Annotated in this window: 4 protein-coding genes; 2 read left to right on the top strand and 2 right to left on the bottom strand. The window is 58.1% G+C overall.

Annotated features, from left to right (window positions below):
- Nucleotides 1-19: 19 nt before the first annotated feature.
- Both ACZ481_RS06935 and ACZ481_RS06930 read right to left on the bottom strand, forming a co-directional pair.
- Nucleotides 20-484 (bottom strand): MarR family winged helix-turn-helix transcriptional regulator, encoded by a 465-nt coding sequence (locus ACZ481_RS06935; protein WP_464769434.1) that lies wholly within the window; start codon nt 482-484, stop codon nt 20-22.
- A gap of 298 nt (nt 485-782) precedes the next feature.
- Nucleotides 783-1,601: an arginase family protein gene (locus tag ACZ481_RS06930; protein ID WP_464769433.1), complete on the bottom strand. Its 819-nt coding sequence runs from the start codon at nt 1,599-1,601 to the stop codon at nt 783-785.
- Nucleotides 1,602-1,944: 343 nt separating this feature from the next.
- On the opposite strand from ACZ481_RS06930, the gene ACZ481_RS06925 reads away from it, so the two are divergent.
- Nucleotides 1,945-2,877, top strand: coding sequence for a copper amine oxidase N-terminal domain-containing protein (locus ACZ481_RS06925; protein WP_464769432.1), 933 nt, complete (start codon nt 1,945-1,947; stop codon nt 2,875-2,877).
- Between the two features lie 917 nt (nt 2,878-3,794).
- Entirely contained in the window at nt 3,795-18,275 is a 14,481-nt protein-coding gene (locus tag ACZ481_RS06920; RefSeq protein ID WP_464769431.1) for a hypothetical protein, read from the top strand.
- The last annotated feature ends 601 nt before the right edge of the window (nt 18,276-18,876 follow it).

Here is an 18,876-nt window from a genome sequence, read left to right as displayed (position 1 = left end):
CCTCCTTGTTAACATACTATTAATCGTAATCTTCATTGTAAGATTTTAACGCTTTCCAATCCAACTCAATATTTTCACGCATTTTTTTTAGCAATCGCTGGACAAGGTCTCTTTCTGCCTGAGTAAAGCTTTGTAAACAAATTTCAAGATTCCGGTTCTCTTCCTGAATAAGATAAGAGTAAATTCTTTGCGCTTTTGAGGAAGGAAACAGATGCCACATCCGCTTGTCCAAGCTGTCCCTTGTCCGCAATACATAATCTTCGGCCAGCAGCTTCTGTACGGCCTTAGTTGTTGTTGCCTTATCCACCTTGAGGATATTGGAAAGATCAATTAAATTAATGCCCGGGTTTTCACAAATGCGGGTTAAAAAAATAAACTGGCCCCGCTGTAATTTGAATTCCCGGAATTTAATATCGCTAATTGACTGAATACACCGGGACAGCATGCCCACTTCCCGCAGAATTTCATTTGTTAATTTAGTCATGTAAAACCCCCGCACAACTAGTTGATATTTCAACTAATCATATTGTAACGCCACTTAGTTGAATTGTCAACTAAGTGGCGTTACTAGTGGCCCGACTACATTGAAAGCGTAAAAGAATTCGTGGGAATTCTCTCGCCAGACGAGGCGGAGGACACTAACTGCTTCAGTAAGATCTGCTTTAATAAGGCCGGTAGGAATGGGTCTCTTCTTACTTGCGCGGGCCGCACATATCGGACATATGTAAGCTGACAACAACGAAGCATGGCAAAACAAGGCCGCGTGCGGCCCGGGTCGCCGCCTATAACCCTGCCCCGATTTTAATAATGTCCGCCAACAAGTCAATTCGTTCGATCCCGGAATTCTGGTATTCAAACAGACCCAAACCGACCAGTTTAAATTCTTGATCAAGCTTCTGTAAAAGTTTTTTAAGGGTATTACTCTTCAGCCCTGCTGGCGCAGGCACTGGAACATGGGGGAAATCAACGAAATCAAGTACATCCAGATCAATATGAATATAAATATTAGCAGACCCCTTCATTTTAACTGCCTCAATTACCGAATCCGCCTTTTGCTCAATATCTTGCACGCCAAACATACGGATATTCTGATCGGTAATATATTCCTCTTCGGCGGCATCTAGAGCCCGAGCTCCCAGCAGAACGAGTTGCGCCGGCAGTAAATGGGGCTGCGTTAATTTTACAATTGCTGCTTCCCCCTCCCCCAGCAGAGCCCGTAAAGGCATCCCATAAAAGTACCTGCTGGCAGAAGATGCCGGTGTATTCATATCACCATGGGCATCAAACCATAAGACTGTCAGGTCGCCCTTCAGCCTGTCATTTAAATACGCAATGGGTGCGACATCGGCATCACACCCTCCGCCGACCGTAAATATGGTTGCCGGCCGGGTTTGCCTAATCAACGCTTTTGCCTGTACCAGCTGCTGAAAAATCTCGTCATACCCGACAATGTTATGCCTGGCTGCACTAACCGCGTCAGTGCCGACTGGCACTTCGGCCAGCTGAATTCCCTGGCAATAATTATGCTTTAATTCCAAAGCCCCCTCATAGGTAGACAGGTCTTGTCCGCCGCCTTGCCATTGGGGAAAAAATAAGTTCATGTGTTTTTTCATTGTTCATACTGCCTTTCACTTTATACTAGTGTCATAACCACATTATCTTTTTCGTTTGATGACGGCGAAAATGGCCAATGGCGGCGTTAGCCCCTCCTAGCAGTCCCCTGCCAGTATGCGTCGTCGGTGTTTTCTTGCCCTTTGCCATTTGGCCTCGCTCTAAAACTAAAATATAACATGGCCAAGACACTCGCAACTGGCAAAACAGTTAACTATTGGCTATTCTACTATTTCAAAATCAAGGAAAAAACTCCTGCAAGACCCGGAAATAAAGAGTTACTTTTCAGCGGTGCCGGCGTTAATTATATTAGATACGGCTAAAGGAGGAACTATGAAAAATTTATTGATCGCCCTATTAATGAGCCTAACCCTAATCATACAGGCAGCGCCTGGCACTGCCGCGCCGGCCTTGCCTCAACCCGAGCGCAACGTATTGACAACCGCGGGGGAAATTACCGCAATTTGGGAAAACAGAGTCACGATTGCCGGTAAAGGCTCCCAGGAAGAGATTGTCCTCCATATTCAACCTGACACCTACATCCGGGATGGAGTGAATGGTAGAAAAATTCCAGTTTCTGAACTAAAAAAAGGTGACAAGGTTACTGCCTACTATGGGCCCAGGCTGATGAAAAGCCTGCCGCCCCAGGGCTACGCCCTGGCATTGATTACCGGTGACAGCAGCAGCGGCAAGTATCTGCAGGTCGCCAGCGTGGAAGCAGGCAATGACGGTAGTGTCCGGGTGCTTTCCAGCAATCGGGACCACCTTATCACTATCCGGCCTGACGTATTTGGCGCAATTGCCGAGATAAAGGAAGGCTCTGAACTGCTGGTATGGTATGATGTTATGACAATGAGTATGCCGGGACAGGCCGGGGCAACCAAGGTGGTGGCGCTGCAACCCAAGTATGATATCCGGGTTCACACCCTGGCCGGTGTCATTGTGATCCAGGACCAGGAACTGCCTTTACACAGTGATGATACCATCCGCATTGACGAACACACTGTCATGCTGCCGCTGCGGATTGTTGCCGAACACCTCGGCTATAGGGTTATCTGGTCTGATGAGGATGCCAGCATTGAGCTCCAGGCTAACGACCAGACCGTGGCGTCACTGGCCATTGGCAGCACTTTATACAAAAATCAAAAAACAGAGCTTGAATTGGCCTACCCGCCGGAAATCGTCCGGGGAAAAACCTTGGTGCCGGTCGAATTCTTTACCGAGGTTTTACAATTGCGTGTGCAAATCAATACAAATCACATTTAACGGTAATCTAATCTGCCGCCAGAGTAAATACTGGACCAAACAGACAATTTCCACCCCGTAAATCATAGAGGGACTGTCGCAAAACATTTTTGAAAAATGTTTTGCGGCGCCCTTTTTTTGTGTGAACAGGCAGGGAAACGCAGAAAAACAAACCTGCCGGCGGCGGCTTCTCATCAGAACCCGTTGCCGGCTATCTCCTCTAACTTTTTTAGGAAATCACTCTCCATTTGTTGCCTGTCTACCATAAAGGGGAGCATATCATACATATTACCGGTTTTTATGAGGCTGATTTATTGCAAAACAGTCTCATTTTACATAATAGCAAATATAAATCACATTGAATATATTATTAAGTATACCAATATATTCCTTCAGGTTAAAGTATTTTCAGTTGCAAATGGACCAATAATTCAGCAGGTTTATGCTACTGCAATTGAAATGTTTAACATTAATTAATTGTAAAATTCAAAACTATATTACCCCCAAAAATTAACCTGAGCTTCTTCCACGATAAAATTAAGGAGGGAAACATTCTGAGTACTATAGGTCTTCAACTACAAAAACTTACAGGTACCTCAGTTGCTGCAAATGCCAATGTTATTTTTGATAATATAGTAAGCAGCTTTGGGTCTGTAAGTTATGATATCTCAACCGGTGAAGTAACAATATCCAAAACAGGACGATATCTGATCAATTGGTGGGTAATCACAGGTCTAGGTGGAGGCGGAAGTGCGGTTTCTTTTTCAATTGTAACATCTCAGGGTGATAATTTTTCCGGAGAATCACCAATAAAACCCAGTGAAGTCGTTGGTTTCACAGTTATTCAAGTTAATACAGCACCAATAATATTAAGCTTAGTAAATCAATCAGCAAATCCTGTAAATCTCCCGACTACAGTTACTGTTAGAGCAGCATTAGTGCTAACTGAAGTACCTGAAGAAGAGGGAATTACCGGTGAAACCGGAGCCACTGGGGTAACCGGAGCTACTGGCGTAACCGGCGCTACTGGTATAACTGGAACTACCGGGGTAACCGGCGCCACCGGCGTAACCGGGGCTACTGGCGTAACCGGCGCTACCGGTGTAACTGGCGCCACTGGCATAACCGGGGCTACCGGCCTAACTGGGGCTACTGGCGTAACCGGCACTACCGGTGTAACTGGCGCCACTGGCATAACCGGGGCTACCGGCCTAGCTGGGGCTACTGGCGTAACCGGCGCTACAGGCGTAACCGGCGCCACCGGTATAACTGGGGCTACCGGCGTAACCGGGGCCACTGGGGTAACCGGGGCTACCGGCGTAACCGGCGCTACTGGTGAAACCGGCGCCACTGGTGAGACTGGCCCCACTGGTGAAACTGGGGCCACTGGTGAAACCGGGGCTACTGGCGAGACCGGCGCTACTGGTGAAACTGGTGCTACTGGTATAACCGGCGCTACTGGAACTACGGGTGAGACCGGATTTGCTGGCGAAACTGGGGCTACCGGTGAAACTGGAGCCACTGGGGAGACTGGCGCTACGGGTGAAACCGGGGCTACTGGTGAAATCGGAGCTACTGGTGATACCGGAGCCACTGGGGAAACAGGAGCCACCGGTGTAACCGGCGCTACCGGTGAGACTGGAGCCACTGGAGTAACCGGGGCTACCGGTGAAGCCGGAGCTACTGGTGTCACTGGAGCCACTGGCGAAACTGGAGCCACTGGCGAAACTGGGACTACTGGGGTAACTGGGGCTACTGGTGAGACTGGCGAGACTGGCGCTACGGGGGAGACCGGAGTTACTGGCGAAACTGGCGCTACTGGTGATACCGGAACCACTGGAGAAACAGGCGTTACCGGCGCTACCGGTGAGACTGGGGCTACTGGTGAAACCGGAGCTACTGGAGTAACGGGATCTACTGGTGAAACCGGGGCCACCGGTGAAACTGGATCTACTGGTGATACCGGAGCCACTGGCGAAACTGGGGCTACTGGTATAACCGGAGCTACTGGCGAAACTGGGGCTACCGGTGCAACTGGAGCTACTGGTGTCACTGGAGCTACTGGTGTCACTGGAGCTACTGGGGAAACTGGCGCTACTGGTGAGACCGGGGCCACTGGTGAAACTGGCACCACCGGAGAAACCGGGGCTACTGGTGATACCGGCGCCACTGGGGAAACCGGCGTTACCGGCGAAACTGGAGCTACTGGCGAGACTGGCGCTACTGGCGAAACCGGGGAAACCGGAGCTACCGGTGAGACTGGGGCTACTGGCGTAACCGGGGCTACTGGTGATACCGGCGCCACTGGGGAAACCGGCGTTACCGGCGAAACTGGAGCTACTGGCGAGACTGGCGCTACTGGCGAAACCGGGGAAACCGGAGCTACCGGTGAGACTGGGGCCACTGGCGAAACTGGGGCTACTGGTGATACCGGGGCTACTGGCGAAACTGGGGCCACCGGCGTGACTGGAGCTACTGGCGAGACTGGCGCTACCGGGGTCACTGGCGCTACTGGCGAGACTGGCGCTACCGGGGTCACTGGCGCTACTGGCGAGACCGGAGCTACTGGTGTCACTGGAGCCACTGGGGAAACTGGGGCTACTGGTGATACCGGGGCTACTGGGGAAATCGGAGCTACTGGTGTAACCGGGGTAACTGGTGAGACTGGAGTTACTGGTGAAACCGGGGCCACTGGTGAAACCGGGGCCACTGGTGTAACCGGCGCTACCGGCGAAACTGGCGCTACTGGTGAGACTGGGGCCACTGGTATAACCGGAGCTACTGGCGAAATTGGGGCTACCGGTGCAACCGGAGCTACGGGTGAGACTGGCGCTACTGGTGTAACCGGAGCTACTGGCGAGACCGGAGCTATTGGCGAGACCGGAGCTACTGGCGAGACCGGAGCTACTGGCGAGACCGGAGCCACCGGTGATACCGGAGCTACCGGTGAAACTGGTGCCACCGGTGATACCGGAGCCACTGGAGTAACCGGGGCTACCGGTGATACCGGAGCTATTGGCGAAACTGGCGCTACTGGTGAAATCGGAGCCACTGGGGAGACTGGCGCTACGGGTGAGACCGGGGCCACCGGGGAAACCGGAGCCACTGGGGAGACCGGAGCTACCGGTGTCACTGGCGCCATTGGCGATACTGGCGCTACCGGTGTAACCGGAGCCATTGGTGAGACTGGTGCCACTGGTGTAACCGGGGCTACTGGCGAGATCGGCGCCACCGGTGTAACTGGGGCCACTGGCGAGACTGGTGCCACTGGTGTAACCGGGGCTACCGGTGAAGCCGGAGCTACTGGTGTCACTGGCGTTACTGGTGAGACTGGAGCTACTGGTGTAACCGGGGCCACCGGTGAGACCGGGGCCACTGGCGAAACTGGCGCCACCGGTGAAACCGGAGCCACTGGAGTAACTGGGGCCACTGGTGAAACTGGGGCCACTGGTGTAACCGGGGCTACTGGCGAGACCGGAGCTACTGGTGAGACTGGAGCCACCGGTGATACCGGAGCTACCGGTGAAACTGGTGCCACCGGTGATACCGGAGCCACTGGAGTAACCGGGGCTACCGGTGATACCGGAGCTATTGGCGAAACTGGCGCTACTGGTGAAATCGGAGCCACTGGGGAGACTGGCGCCACTGGAGTAACCGGGGCTACCGGTGAAGCCGGAGCTACTGGTGTCACTGGAGCCACTGGGGAGACCGGCGCCACTGGGGATACTGGGGCCACTGGCGAAACCGGGGCTACTGGTGTAACTGGTGTAACCGGGGCCACCGGCGAGACTGGTGCCACTGGTGATACCGGGGCTACTGGCGTAACTGGAGCTACTGGTGTAACTGGAGCTACTGGTGTAACTGGAGCTACTGGTGTAACTGGAGCTACTGGTGTAACTGGAGCTACTGGGGAGATCGGCGCTATTGGTATAACCGGCGCTACTGGCGTAACTGGAGCTACTGGTGTAACTGGCGCCACCGGTGAAACCGGGGCTGTTGGTGAAACCGGTGCCACTGGCGAAACTGGAGCCGCTGGTGAGACCGGGGCCACCGGGGTAACCGGAGCCACCGGTGAAACTGGAGCTACTGGGGTAACCGGAGCCACTGGGGTAACCGGAGCTACCGGCGAAACCGGAGCTACCGGTGAGACCGGAGCCACTGGTGTAACCGGGGCTGTTGGTGAAACCGGTGCCACTGGTGTCACTGGGGAAACTGGCGTAACTGGGACTACTGGGGAAACTGGGGCTACTGGCGCTACTGGGGTAACTGGGGTAACTGGGGCTACTGGTGAAATCGGAGCTACCGGCGAAACTGGAGCCACTGGTGTAACCGGGGCTACTGGTGAAACCGGACCCACCGGTGATACCGGACCCACTGGTGTAACCGGGGCCACTGGCGTAACTGGGGCCACTGGCGAGACCGGGGCTACCGGTGTAACTGGCGCCATTGGCGATGCTGGCGCTACCGGTGTAACCGGAGCCATTGGTGAGACTGGGGCCACTGGCGAAACCGGCGCTACCGGTGAGACTGGGGCCGCCGGGGAAACTGGAGCTACGGGCGTAACTGGTGTAACTGGCGAAACTGGGGCTACTGGGGAAATCGGAGCTACTGGTGATACCGGGGCTACTGGGGAAATCGGAGCTACTGGCGAAACTGGGGCTACTGGTGCAACCGGAGCTACCGGCGAAACTGGCGCTACTGGTGTAACTGGAGCTACCGGCGAAACTGGCGCTACTGGTGTAACCGGAGCTACCGGCGAAACTGGCGCTACTGGTGTAACTGGGGCTACTGGTGAGATCGGCGCTACCGGTGTAACTGGGGCCACCGGCGAAACTGGAGCCACGGGTGAGACTGGTGCCACCGGTGAAACCGGGGCTACTGGCGTAACTGGAGCCATCGGCGAAACTGGCGCCACTGGTGAGATTGGAGCCACTGGTGAGACTGGGGCTACGGGCGAAACCGGGGCTACTGGTATAACCGGAGCCACTGGCGAAACTGGTGTAACTGGGGCTACGGGTGAAACCGGGGCTACGGGTGAAACCGGGGCTACGGGTGAAACCGGGGCTACTGGCGTAACTGGCGCCACGGGTGTAACCGGAGCTACCGGTGAAACCGGCGCTACTGGTGAAACCGGAGCCACCGGGGAAACCGGAGCCACTGGAATAACCGGGGCTACTGGTGAAACCGGAGCTACTGGGGAAACTGGCGCCACTGGGGAAACTGGGGCCACTGGTGAGACTGGAGCTACTGGCGAGACCGGCTCTACGGGTGAGACCGGAGCTACTGGCGAAACTGGCGCTACGGGTGAAATCGGAGCCACTGGGGAAACTGGAGCCACCGGTGATACCGGCGCTACCGGTGATACCGGGGCTACCGGCGAAACCGGAGCCACTGGTGAGACTGGAGCTACTGGCGAGACCGGAGCTACTGGTGAAACCGGAGCCACTGGTGACACTGGCGCTACTGGTGAGACCGGGGCTACCGGCGTAACTGGAGCCACTGGTGAGATCGGGGCCACTGGCGTAACTGGAGCTACTGGTGAAACTGGAGCTACTGGTGAGATCGGCGCTACTGGTATAACCGGCGCTACTGGTATAACCGGGGCTACCGGCGAAACCGGAGCCACTGGTGAGACCGGAGCTACTGGGGAAACTGGAGCCACTGGGGAAACTGGAGCTACTGGGGAAACTGGAGCCACTGGGGAAACTGGAGCTACTGGGGAAACTGGGCCCACTGGTGAGACTGGGGCCACGGGTGAGACTGGAACTACTGGCGAGACCGGTGCTACTGGCGAAACCGGAGCTACTGGGGAAACTGGGGCTACGGGTGCAACCGGAGCCACCGGAGTAACCGGGGTGACTGGTGAGACTGGATCTACTGGCGAAACCGGAGCCACTGGTGAGACTGGGGCCACCGGTGATACCGGCGCTACCGGTGAAACTGGTGCCACTGGTGAAACTGGAGCTACTGGAGTAACCGGGGCTACTGGCGAGATCGGCGCTACTGGCGAAACTGGAGCCACTGGTGTAACTGGGGCCACTGGTGTAACTGGGGCCACTGGTGTAACTGGGGCCACTGGCGAAACCGGCGCTACCGGCGAGACTGGAGCCACTGGTGAGAGTGGAGCCACCGGTGATACCGGCGCTACTGGCGAGACTGGCGCTACGGGTGTAACGGGGGCTACGGGCGTAACTGGAGCTACTGGTGAAACTGGAGCTACTGGTGAGATCGGCGCTACTGGTATAACCGGGGCTACCGGCGAAACCGGAGCCACTGGTGAGACTGGAGCTACTGGCGAGACCGGAGCTACTGGTGAGACCGGAGCCACTGGTGACACTGGCGCTACTGGTGAGACCGGGGCTACCGGCGAAACTGGAGCTACTGGTGAAACTGGCGCCACCGGTGAAACCGGGGCTGTTGGTGAAACCGGTGCCACTGGCGAAACTGGAGCCACCGGTGAAACTGGAGCTACCGGCGAAACCGGAGCTACCGGTGAAACCGGAGCTACTGGCGAAACTGGAGCCACTGGTGAAACTGGAGCTACTGGTGAGATCGGCGCTACTGGTATAACCGGCGCTACTGGTATAACCGGGGCTACCGGCGAAACCGGAGCCACTGGTGAGACCGGAGCTACTGGGGAAACTGGGGCTACGGGTGCAACCGGAGCTACCGGAGTAACCGGGGTGACTGGTGAGACTGGATCTACTGGCGAAACCGGAGCCACTGGTGAGACTGGGGCCACTGGTGAAACTGGAGCGACTGGCGAAACCGGAGCCACTGGTATAACCGGCGCTACTGGTGAAACTGGGGCCACTGGTGTAACCGGAGCTACTGGTGAAACTGGGGCCACTGGTGTAACCGGAGCTACCGGCGAAACTGGGGCTACTGGGGAAATCGGAGCTACCGGCGAAACTGGAGCCACTGGTGTAACCGGGGCTACCGGTGAAACCGGCGCTACTGGTGAAACCGGAGCCACCGGTGAAACCGGAGCCACTGGAATAACCGGGGCTACGGGTGAAATCGGAGCTACTGGTGAAACTGGCGCTACCGGGGAAACCGGAGCTACCGGTGAGACTGGGGCTACGGGTGAGACCGGCGCTCCTGGAGAAACTGGCGCCACTGGAGCCACTGGCGATACCGGGGCCACTGGCGTAACCGGCGCTACTGGTGAGGCTGGCGCTACTGGTGAGACTGGCGCTACTGGTGAAACCGGGGCCACTGGTGAAACCGGGGCCACTGGTGAAACCGGGGCCACTGGTGAAACCGGGGCCACTGGTGATACCGGGGCCACTGGTGAAACCGGAGCCACCGGTGAAACTGGAGCTACTGGCGAGACTGGAGCCATCGGCGAAACTGGCGCCACTGGTGAGATTGGAGCCACGGGTGAGACTGGTGCTACGGGTGTAACCGGGGCTACTGGCGTAACTGGAGCCACCGGTGATACCGGAGCTACCGGCGAAACTGGTGCCACTGGTGAGACCGGGGCCACTGGTGAAACCGGAGCCACCGGTGAAACTGGAGCTACTGGCGAGACTGGTGCCATCGGCGAAACTGGCGCCACTGGTGAGATTGGAGCCACGGGTGAGACTGGTGCTACGGGTGTAACCGGGGCTACTGGCGTAACTGGAGCCACCGGTGATACCGGAGCTACCGGCGAAACTGGTGCCACTGGTGAGACCGGGGCCACTGGTGAAACCGGAGCCACCGGGGAAACTGGAGCTACTGGCGAGACTGGTGCCATCGGCGAAACTGGCGCCACTGGTGAGATTGGAGCCACGGGTGAGACTGGTGCTACGGGTGTAACCGGGGCTACTGGCGTAACTGGAGCCACCGGTGATACCGGAGCTACCGGCGAAACTGGTGCCACTGGTGAGACTGGTGAGACTGGTGCCACTGGCGAAACTGGGGCTACCGGTGAAACCGGAGCGACTGGCGTAACTGGCGCCACTGGTGATACCGGGGCTACTGGCGAAACCGGAGCCATCGGCGAAACCGGAGCCACTGGTGTAACTGGCGCCACTGGTGATACCGGGGCTACTGGCGAAACCGGAGCCATCGGCGAAACCGGAGCCACTGGTGTAACTGGCGCCACTGGTGATACCGGGGCTACTGGCGAAACCGGAGCCATCGGCGAAACCGGAGCCACTGGTGTAACCGGGGCTACCGGTGAAACTGGGGCCACGGGTGTAACCGGCGCCACTGGCGAAATCGGAGCTACCGGCGAAACTGGTGCCACGGGTGTAACCGGAGCCACCGGGGAAACCGGAGCCACTGGAATAACCGGGGTTACTGGGGAAACCGGAGCCACCGGGGAAACCGGAGCCACTGGAATAACCGGGGCTACTGGTGAAACCGGAGCTACTGGCGAGACTGGCGCTACGGGTGAAATCGGAGCTACTGGTGAAACTGGCGCTACCGGGGATACCGGAGCTACCGGTGAGACTGGTGCCACTGGCGAAACTGGGGCTACTGGTGATACCGGGGCTACTGGTGAAATCGGAGCTACTGGTGTAACCGGGGTAACTGGTGAGACTGGTGCCACTGGCGAAACCGGTGCTACTGGCGAAACTGGCGCTACGGGTGTAACCGGGGCCACTGGTGAGACCGGGGCTACTGGCGAAACTGGCGCCACTGGTGAAATCGGAGCTACTGGTGTAACCGGGGCCACTGGTGAAACCGGGGCCACTGGTGAAACCGGGGCCACTGGTGAAACCGGGGCCACTGGTGAAACCGGGGCCACTGGTGAAACCGGGGCCACTGGTGAAACCGGGGCCACTGGTGAAACCGGGGCCACTGGTGAAACCGGGGCCACTGGTGAAACCGGGGCCACTGGTGAAACCGGGGCCACTGGTGAAACCGGGGCCACTGGTGAAACCGGGGCCACTGGTGAAACCGGGGCCACTGGTGAAACCGGGGCCACTGGTGAAACCGGGGCCACTGGTGAAACCGGGGCCACTGGTGAAACCGGGGCCACTGGTGAAACCGGGGCCACTGGTGAAACCGGGGCCACTGGTGTAACCGGGGCCACTGGTGATACCGGAGCCACTGGTGAGACCGGGGCCACTGGTGATACCGGGGCCACTGGTGAAACCGGGGCCACTGGAGTAACCGGGGCTACTGGTGAAACCGGGGCCACTGGAGTAACCGGGGCTACTGGTGAGACTGGGGCCACTGGTGTAACCGGGGCTACTGGTGTAACCGGGGCTACTGGTGAGATCGGCGCCACCGGTGTAACTGGGGCCACTGGCGTAACCGGAGCCATCGGCGAAACCGGAGCCACTGGCGAGACTGGTGCCACTGGAGTAACCGGGACTACCGGTGAAACCGGAGCTACTGGTGTCACTGGAGCCACTGGTGAAACTGGCGCTACGGGTGAAACTGGCGCTACTGGGGAAACTGGTGCTACCGGTGTAACTGGGGCTATTGGCGAAACTGGCGCTACGGGTGAGACCGGGGTCACTGGTGAGACCGGGGCTACTGGGGAAACTGGAGCTACTGGTGAGACTGGGGCTACTGGCGAGACTGGGGCTACTGGCGAGACCGGCGCTACTGGTGAGACCGGCGCTACTGGGGAAACCGGCGCTACTGGCGAGACTGGGGCTACTGGCGAGACCGGCGCTACTGGTGAGACCGGCGCTACTGGGGAAACCGGCGCTACTGGCGAGACTGGGGCTACTGGCGAGACTGGGGCTACTGGCGAGACCGGTGCTACTGGCGAAACCGGAGCTACTGGCGAAACCGGAGCTACTGGCGAAACCGGAGCTACTGGCGAAACCGGAGCTACTGGCGAAACCGGAGCTACTGGCGAAACTGGGGCTACGGGTGCAACCGGAGCTACCGGTGTAACCGGGGTGACTGGTGAGACTGGAGCCACTGGTGAGACTGGGGCTACTGGAGTAACCGGGGCTACTGGCGAGATCGGCGCTACCGGTGAAACTGGTGCCACTGGTGAAACTGGAGCTACTGGAGTAACCGGGGCTACTGGCGAGATCGGCGCTACTGGCGAAACTGGAGCCACTGGTGTAACTGGGGCCACTGGTGTAACTGGGGCTACTGGCGAAACTGGAGCCACTGGCGAAACCGGCGCTACCGGCGAGACTGGAGCCGCCGGCGAGACTGGAGCCACTGGTGAGAGTGGAGCCACTGGTGAGAGTGGAGCCACCGGTGATACCGGAGCTACTGGCGAGACTGGCGCTACGGGTGTAACTGGGGCCACCGGCGAAACCGGCGAGACTGGTGCCACTGGTGTAACCGGGGCTACCGGTGAAACCGGAGCAACTGGTGTAACTGGCACAACTGGTGAGACTGGCGCTACGGGCGAGACCGGCGCTACGGGCGAAACTGGAGCCACTGGTGTAACTGGGGCTACTGGTGAAGCCGGGGCTACTGGTGAAACCGGGGCCACTGGTGATACCGGAGCTACCGGCGTAACTGGAGCCACGGGTGAGACCGGCGCTACGGGTGTCACTGGCGCTACTGGCGAGACCGGCGCTACGGGCGAAACTGGAGCCACGGGTGAAACCGGGGCTACGGGTGAAACCGGGGCTACGGGTGAAACTGGAGTCACTGGTGAGACCGGCGCCATTGGCGATACTGGCGCTACCGGTGTAACCGGAGCCATTGGTGAGACCGGGGCCACCGGGGAAACCGGAGCCACTGGTGAGACCGGCGCTACGGGCGAAACCGGAGCTACTGGTGAGACCGGGGCCACCGGGGAAACCGGAGCCACTGGTGAGACCGGCGCTACGGGCGAGACTGGCGCTACTGGTGAAACCGGGGCCACCGGGGATACCGGAGCCGCTGGTGTAACTGGGGCTACCGGGGTAACCGGAGCCACTGGTGTAACCGGAGCCACTGGTGTAACCGGGGCCACTGGTGAAATCGGTGCTACCGGCGAAACCGGAGCTACTGGCGAGACTGGTGCTACTGGCGAGACCGGCGCCACGGGTGACACTGGCGCTACGGGTGAGACTGGGGCAACGGGTGACACTGGGACTACCGGCGAAACTGGAGCCACTGGTGAGATCGGGGCCACTGGCGTAACTGGAGCTACTGGAGAAACTGGCGCCACCGGGGAAACCGGAGCCACTGGCGTAACTGGAGCCGCTGGTGATACCGGGGCCACGGGTGATACCGGGGCCACGGGTGATACCGGGGCCACCGGGGAAACCGGAGCTACTGGAGAAACCGGAGCCACCGGTGAAACTGGAGCTACTGGCGAGACTGGAGCCATCGGCGAAACTGGCGCCACTGGTGAGATTGGAGCCACGGGTGAGACTGGTGCTACGGGTGAAACCGGGGCTACTGGCGTAACTGGAGCCACCGGTGATACCGGAGCTACCGGCGAAACTGGTGCCACTGGTGAGACTGGTGCCACTGGCGAAACTGGGGCTACCGGTGAAACCGGAGCCACTGGCGTAACTGGCGCCACTGGTGTAACCGGGGCTACCGGTGAAACCGGCGCTACTGGTGAAACCGGAGCCACCGGGGAAACCGGAGCCACTGGAATAACCGGGGCTACTGGTGAAACCGGAGCTACTGGCGAGACTGGCGCTACGGGTGAAATCGGAGCTACTGGTGAAACTGGCGCTACCGGGGATACCGGAGCTACCGGTGAGACTGGTGCCACTGGCGAAACTGGGGCTACTGGTGATACCGGGGCTACTGGGGAAATCGGAGCTACTGGTGTAACCGGGGTAACTGGTGAGACTGGTGCCACTGGCGAAACTGGCGCTACGGGTGTAACCGGGGCCACTGGTGATACCGGGGCTACTGGCGAAACTGGCGCCACTGGAGTAACCGGGGCTACTGGGGAAACTGGAGTTACTGGTGAAACCGGGGCTGCTGGTGAAACTGGGGCCACTGGCGAAACCGGGGCTGCTGGTGAAACTGGGGCCACTGGTGTAACCGGGGCCACTGGTGAGACTGGGGCCACTGGTGTAACCGGGGCTACGGGTGTAACCGGGGCCACTGGTGTAACCGGGGCCACTGGTGAAACCGGGGCCACTGGCGAGATCGGCGCCACCGGTGTAACTGGGGCCACTGGTGATACCGGGGCTACTGGTGAAACCGGAGCCACTGGCGAGACTGGTGCCACTGGAGTAACCGGGGCTACCGGTGAAGCCGGAGCTACTGGTGTCACTGGAGCCACTGGTGAAACTGGAGCTACTGGGGAAACTGGGTCCACTGGTGTAACCGGAGCCACTGGGGAAACTGGGCCCACTGGTGAGACTGGGGCCACGGGTGAGACTGGAACTACTGGCGAGACTGGTGCCACTGGAGTAACCGGGGCTACCGGTGAAGCCGGAGCTACTGGTGTCACTGGAGCCACTGGTGAAACTGGAGCTACTGGGGAAACTGGGTCCACTGGTGTAACCGGAGCCACTGGGGAAACTGGGCCCACTGGTGAGACTGGGGCCACGGGTGAGACTGGAACTACTGGCGAGACCGGTGCTACTGGCGAAACCGGAGCTACTGGGGAAACTGGGGCTACGGGTGCAACCGGAGCTACCGGTGTAACCGGGGTGACTGGTGAGACTGGGGCCACGGGTGAGACTGGGGCCACTGGTGTAACTGGGGCCACTGGCGTAACCGGCGCTACCGGCGAGACTGGAGCCACGGGTGAGAGTGGAGCCACGGGTGAGACCGGGGCTATCGGCGAGACCGGCGCTACTGGTGAGACCGGGGCTACCGGTGTCACTGGCGCCATTGGCGATACTGGCGCTATCGGTGTAACCGGAGCCATTGGTGAGACCGGGGCCACCGGGGATACCGGAGCCACTGGTGAGATCGGGGCTACGGGTGACACTGGCGCTACGGGTGAAACTGGGACTACCGGCGAAACTGGAGCCACTGGTGAGATCGGGGCCACTGGCGTAACTGGAGCTACTGGTGAAACTGGCACCACCGGTGAAACCGGAGCCACTGGCGTAACTGGAGCCGCTGGTGATACCGGGGCCACGGGTGATACCGGGGCCACCGGGGAAACCGGAGCCACCGGTGAAACCGGAGCCACTGGCGTAACTGGAGCCGCTGGTGATACCGGGGCCACGGGTGAAACTGGAGCTACTGGAGAAACCGGAGCTACTGGAGAAACCGGAGCTACTGGTGAAACTGGCGCTACTGGTGAAACTGGCGCTACTGGTGAAACTGGCGCCACTGGTGAGATTGGCGCCACTGGTGAGATTGGAGCCACGGGTGAGACTGGTGCTACGGGTGAGACTGGTGCTACGGGTGAAACCGGGACTACGGGTGAAACCGGGGCTACGGGTGAAACCGGGGCTACTGGCGTAACTGGAGCCACTGGTGATACCGGGGCTACTGGCGAAACCGGAGCCATCGGCGAAACCGGAGCCACTGGTGAAACCGGGGCTACCGGGGAAACTGGGGCCACTGGTGTAACCGGCGCCACTGGCGAAATCGGAGCTACTGGCGAAACTGGTGCCACGGGTGTAACCGGAGCTACTGGTGAGGCTGGCGCTACTGGTGAGACCGGGGCCACTGGTGAAACCGGGGCCACTGGTGAGACTGGGGCCACTGGTGAGACTGGGGCCACTGGTGTAACCGGGGTTACGGGTGTAACCGGGGCTACTGGCGAGATCGGCGCCACCGGTGTAACTGGGGCCACTGGCGTAACCGGAGCCATCGGCGAAACCGGAGCCACTGGCGAGACTGGTGCCACTGGAGTAACCGGGACTACCGGTGAAACCGGAGCTACTGGTGTCACTGGAGCCACTGGTGAAACTGGCGCTACCGGAGCTACCGGTGAAGCCGGGGCCACTGGTGATACTGGAGCTACTGGGGAAACTGGAGCCACCGGTGAAACCGGGGCCACCGGGGAAACCGGAGCCACTGGTGATACCGGCGCTACCGGTGAAACCGGAGCTACTGGGGAAACCGGAGCCACTGGCGATACCGGAGCCACTGGCGATACCGGAGCCACCGGTGAAACTGGAGCTACTGGTGAAACTGGGGCCACTGGTGTAACCGGAGCTACTGGTGAAACTGGCGCTACTGGCGTAACAGGCGCTACCGGTGTCACTGGAGCTACTGGAGCTGCTGGTGAGATTGGCGCTATGGGTGAGATTGGCGCTACCGGTGAAATCGGAGCCACTGGTGAAACCGGCGCTACCGGCGTAACAGGCGCCACCGGCGAAACTGGCGCTACTGGCGGAACTGGAGCTACTGGCATAACCGGAGCTACTGGTGAGACTGGGGCCACTGGCGATACCGGAGCTACTGGTGAAACTGGAGCTACTGGAGTAACCGGGGCTACTGGTGAGACCGGAGCTACTGGTGAAACTGGGGCCACTGGCGAAACCGGAGCTACCGGCGAGACTGGAGCCACCGGTGAGACTGGGGCTACTGGCGAGACCGGAGCTACTGGTGAGACTGGCGCTACTGGTGAGACTGGGGCTACTGGCGAGACTGGGGCTACCGGAGCTACCGGTGAAGCCGGGGCCACTGGTGATACTGGAGCTACTGGGGAAACTGGAGCCACCGGTGAAACCGGGGCCACTGGTGTAACCGGAGCTACTGGTGAAACTGGCGCTACTGGCGTAACAGGCGCTACCGGTGTCACTGGAGCTACTGGAGCTGCTGGTGAGATTGGCGCTATGGGTGAGATTGGCGCTACCGGTGAAATCGGAGCCACTGGTGAAACCGGCGCTACCGGCGTAACAGGCGCCACCGGCGAAACTGGCGCTACTGGCGGAACTGGAGCTACTGGCATAACCGGAGCTACTGGTGAGACTGGGGCCACTGGCGATACCGGAGCTACTGGTGAAACTGGAGCTACTGGAGTAACCGGGGCTACTGGTGAGACCGGAGCTACTGGTGAAACTGGGGCCACTGGCGAAACCGGGGCTACCGGCGAGACTGGAGCCACCGGTGAGACTGGGGCTACTGGCGCTACTGGCGAAGCTGGAACTACTGGCGAAACCGGGGCTATCGGCGAGACGGGAGCCACTGGCGAAACCGGAGCCACCGGTGCAACCGGGGCTACTGGCGATAATCCCACGGCGACCTCAGGATACGCCGTCAATACTACTGGGGCAGGTATCACTGTAGTTCTACTCGGTACTTTAGTCCCACTGCCCACTCAAAATTTGTCAGCCGATATTACAGCAAGCGGTGGTAACACAATCTTCACAGTCGCCCCTGCAGGTAGATATTATATTTCATATCAGCTTAATTTCACGTCTTCCTTGTTACTAGGATCCCGATTAATAATCAACAGTAGTGCCAACACTGCTTCAACAATACCTCCTACGATTTCTTCTCAATCGCTCAATAATGACATGATCGTAACTCTAACAGCAAATTCCACCATCAGCCTTCAGCTATATGGACTCATTGGCACTGCTACCTTGGTAAGCGGCGGTGCAGGCGCCGGATTAACAATTATACGAGTAAGTTAGATCCGCTAAAGATATAAAGATATTACGTTGTATAGCATGCTAAGCCGGTTCTCCTGTGTAATATCTTACTTCTGCTTAAATATTTAGTTTTATTTGTTGTTATCACTATTCGCAACTGCAGTTTGTATCATTGAAGCAACCACCAAAAAGCAATGGATAAGAGGTATTGATGATGTAAAATTTGTCAGTCAATAGGTAACTTCTTTATCTTAAAATGGGGCTGTCGCAAAACGTTTTTATAAAAAACGCACTGCGGCGCCCCTCTTTTGTGTACTCAGACAGAAAATTGGCAGACTGGTATGCTACCCCTTTAGTAGACAGAACGTATGATTAAAACGTACAACTTGTTACTAAGGGGTTTTTATATGGCAAGGGCGCAGTTTAACAAAAAATTTAAAATTCAAATTGTAAAACAGGTACTTGAGAAAGGCAGGACAGCAACGAAAGCGGGTAAATATCTTTCCTTTATTAACAGTATCTGCTACTTACAGCTTTCTTAAATAACGACAAAATTAGACATTGACGTGTATATTTTTAATTCTATATAATTAATTTCATAGAGTACAATGAAATATTTATATTTTTACAATCATTTAACTAA

Source organism: Sporomusa intestinalis (genome assembly GCF_055383785.1).
Note: the sequence above shows the minus strand (reverse complement) of the source record. Positions and strands in the feature narration are given on the sequence as shown.

Coding starts and splice junctions, on each gene's coding strand:
- ACZ481_RS06925 (WP_464769432.1), top strand. CDS start 1,945: ATGAAAAATTTATTGATCGCCCTATTAATGAGCCTAACCCTAATCATA.
- ACZ481_RS06935 (WP_464769434.1), bottom strand. CDS start 484: ATGACTAAATTAACAAATGAAATTCTGCGGGAAGTGGGCATGCTGTCC.
- ACZ481_RS06930 (WP_464769433.1), bottom strand. CDS start 1,601: ATGAACTTATTTTTTCCCCAATGGCAAGGCGGCGGACAAGACCTGTCT.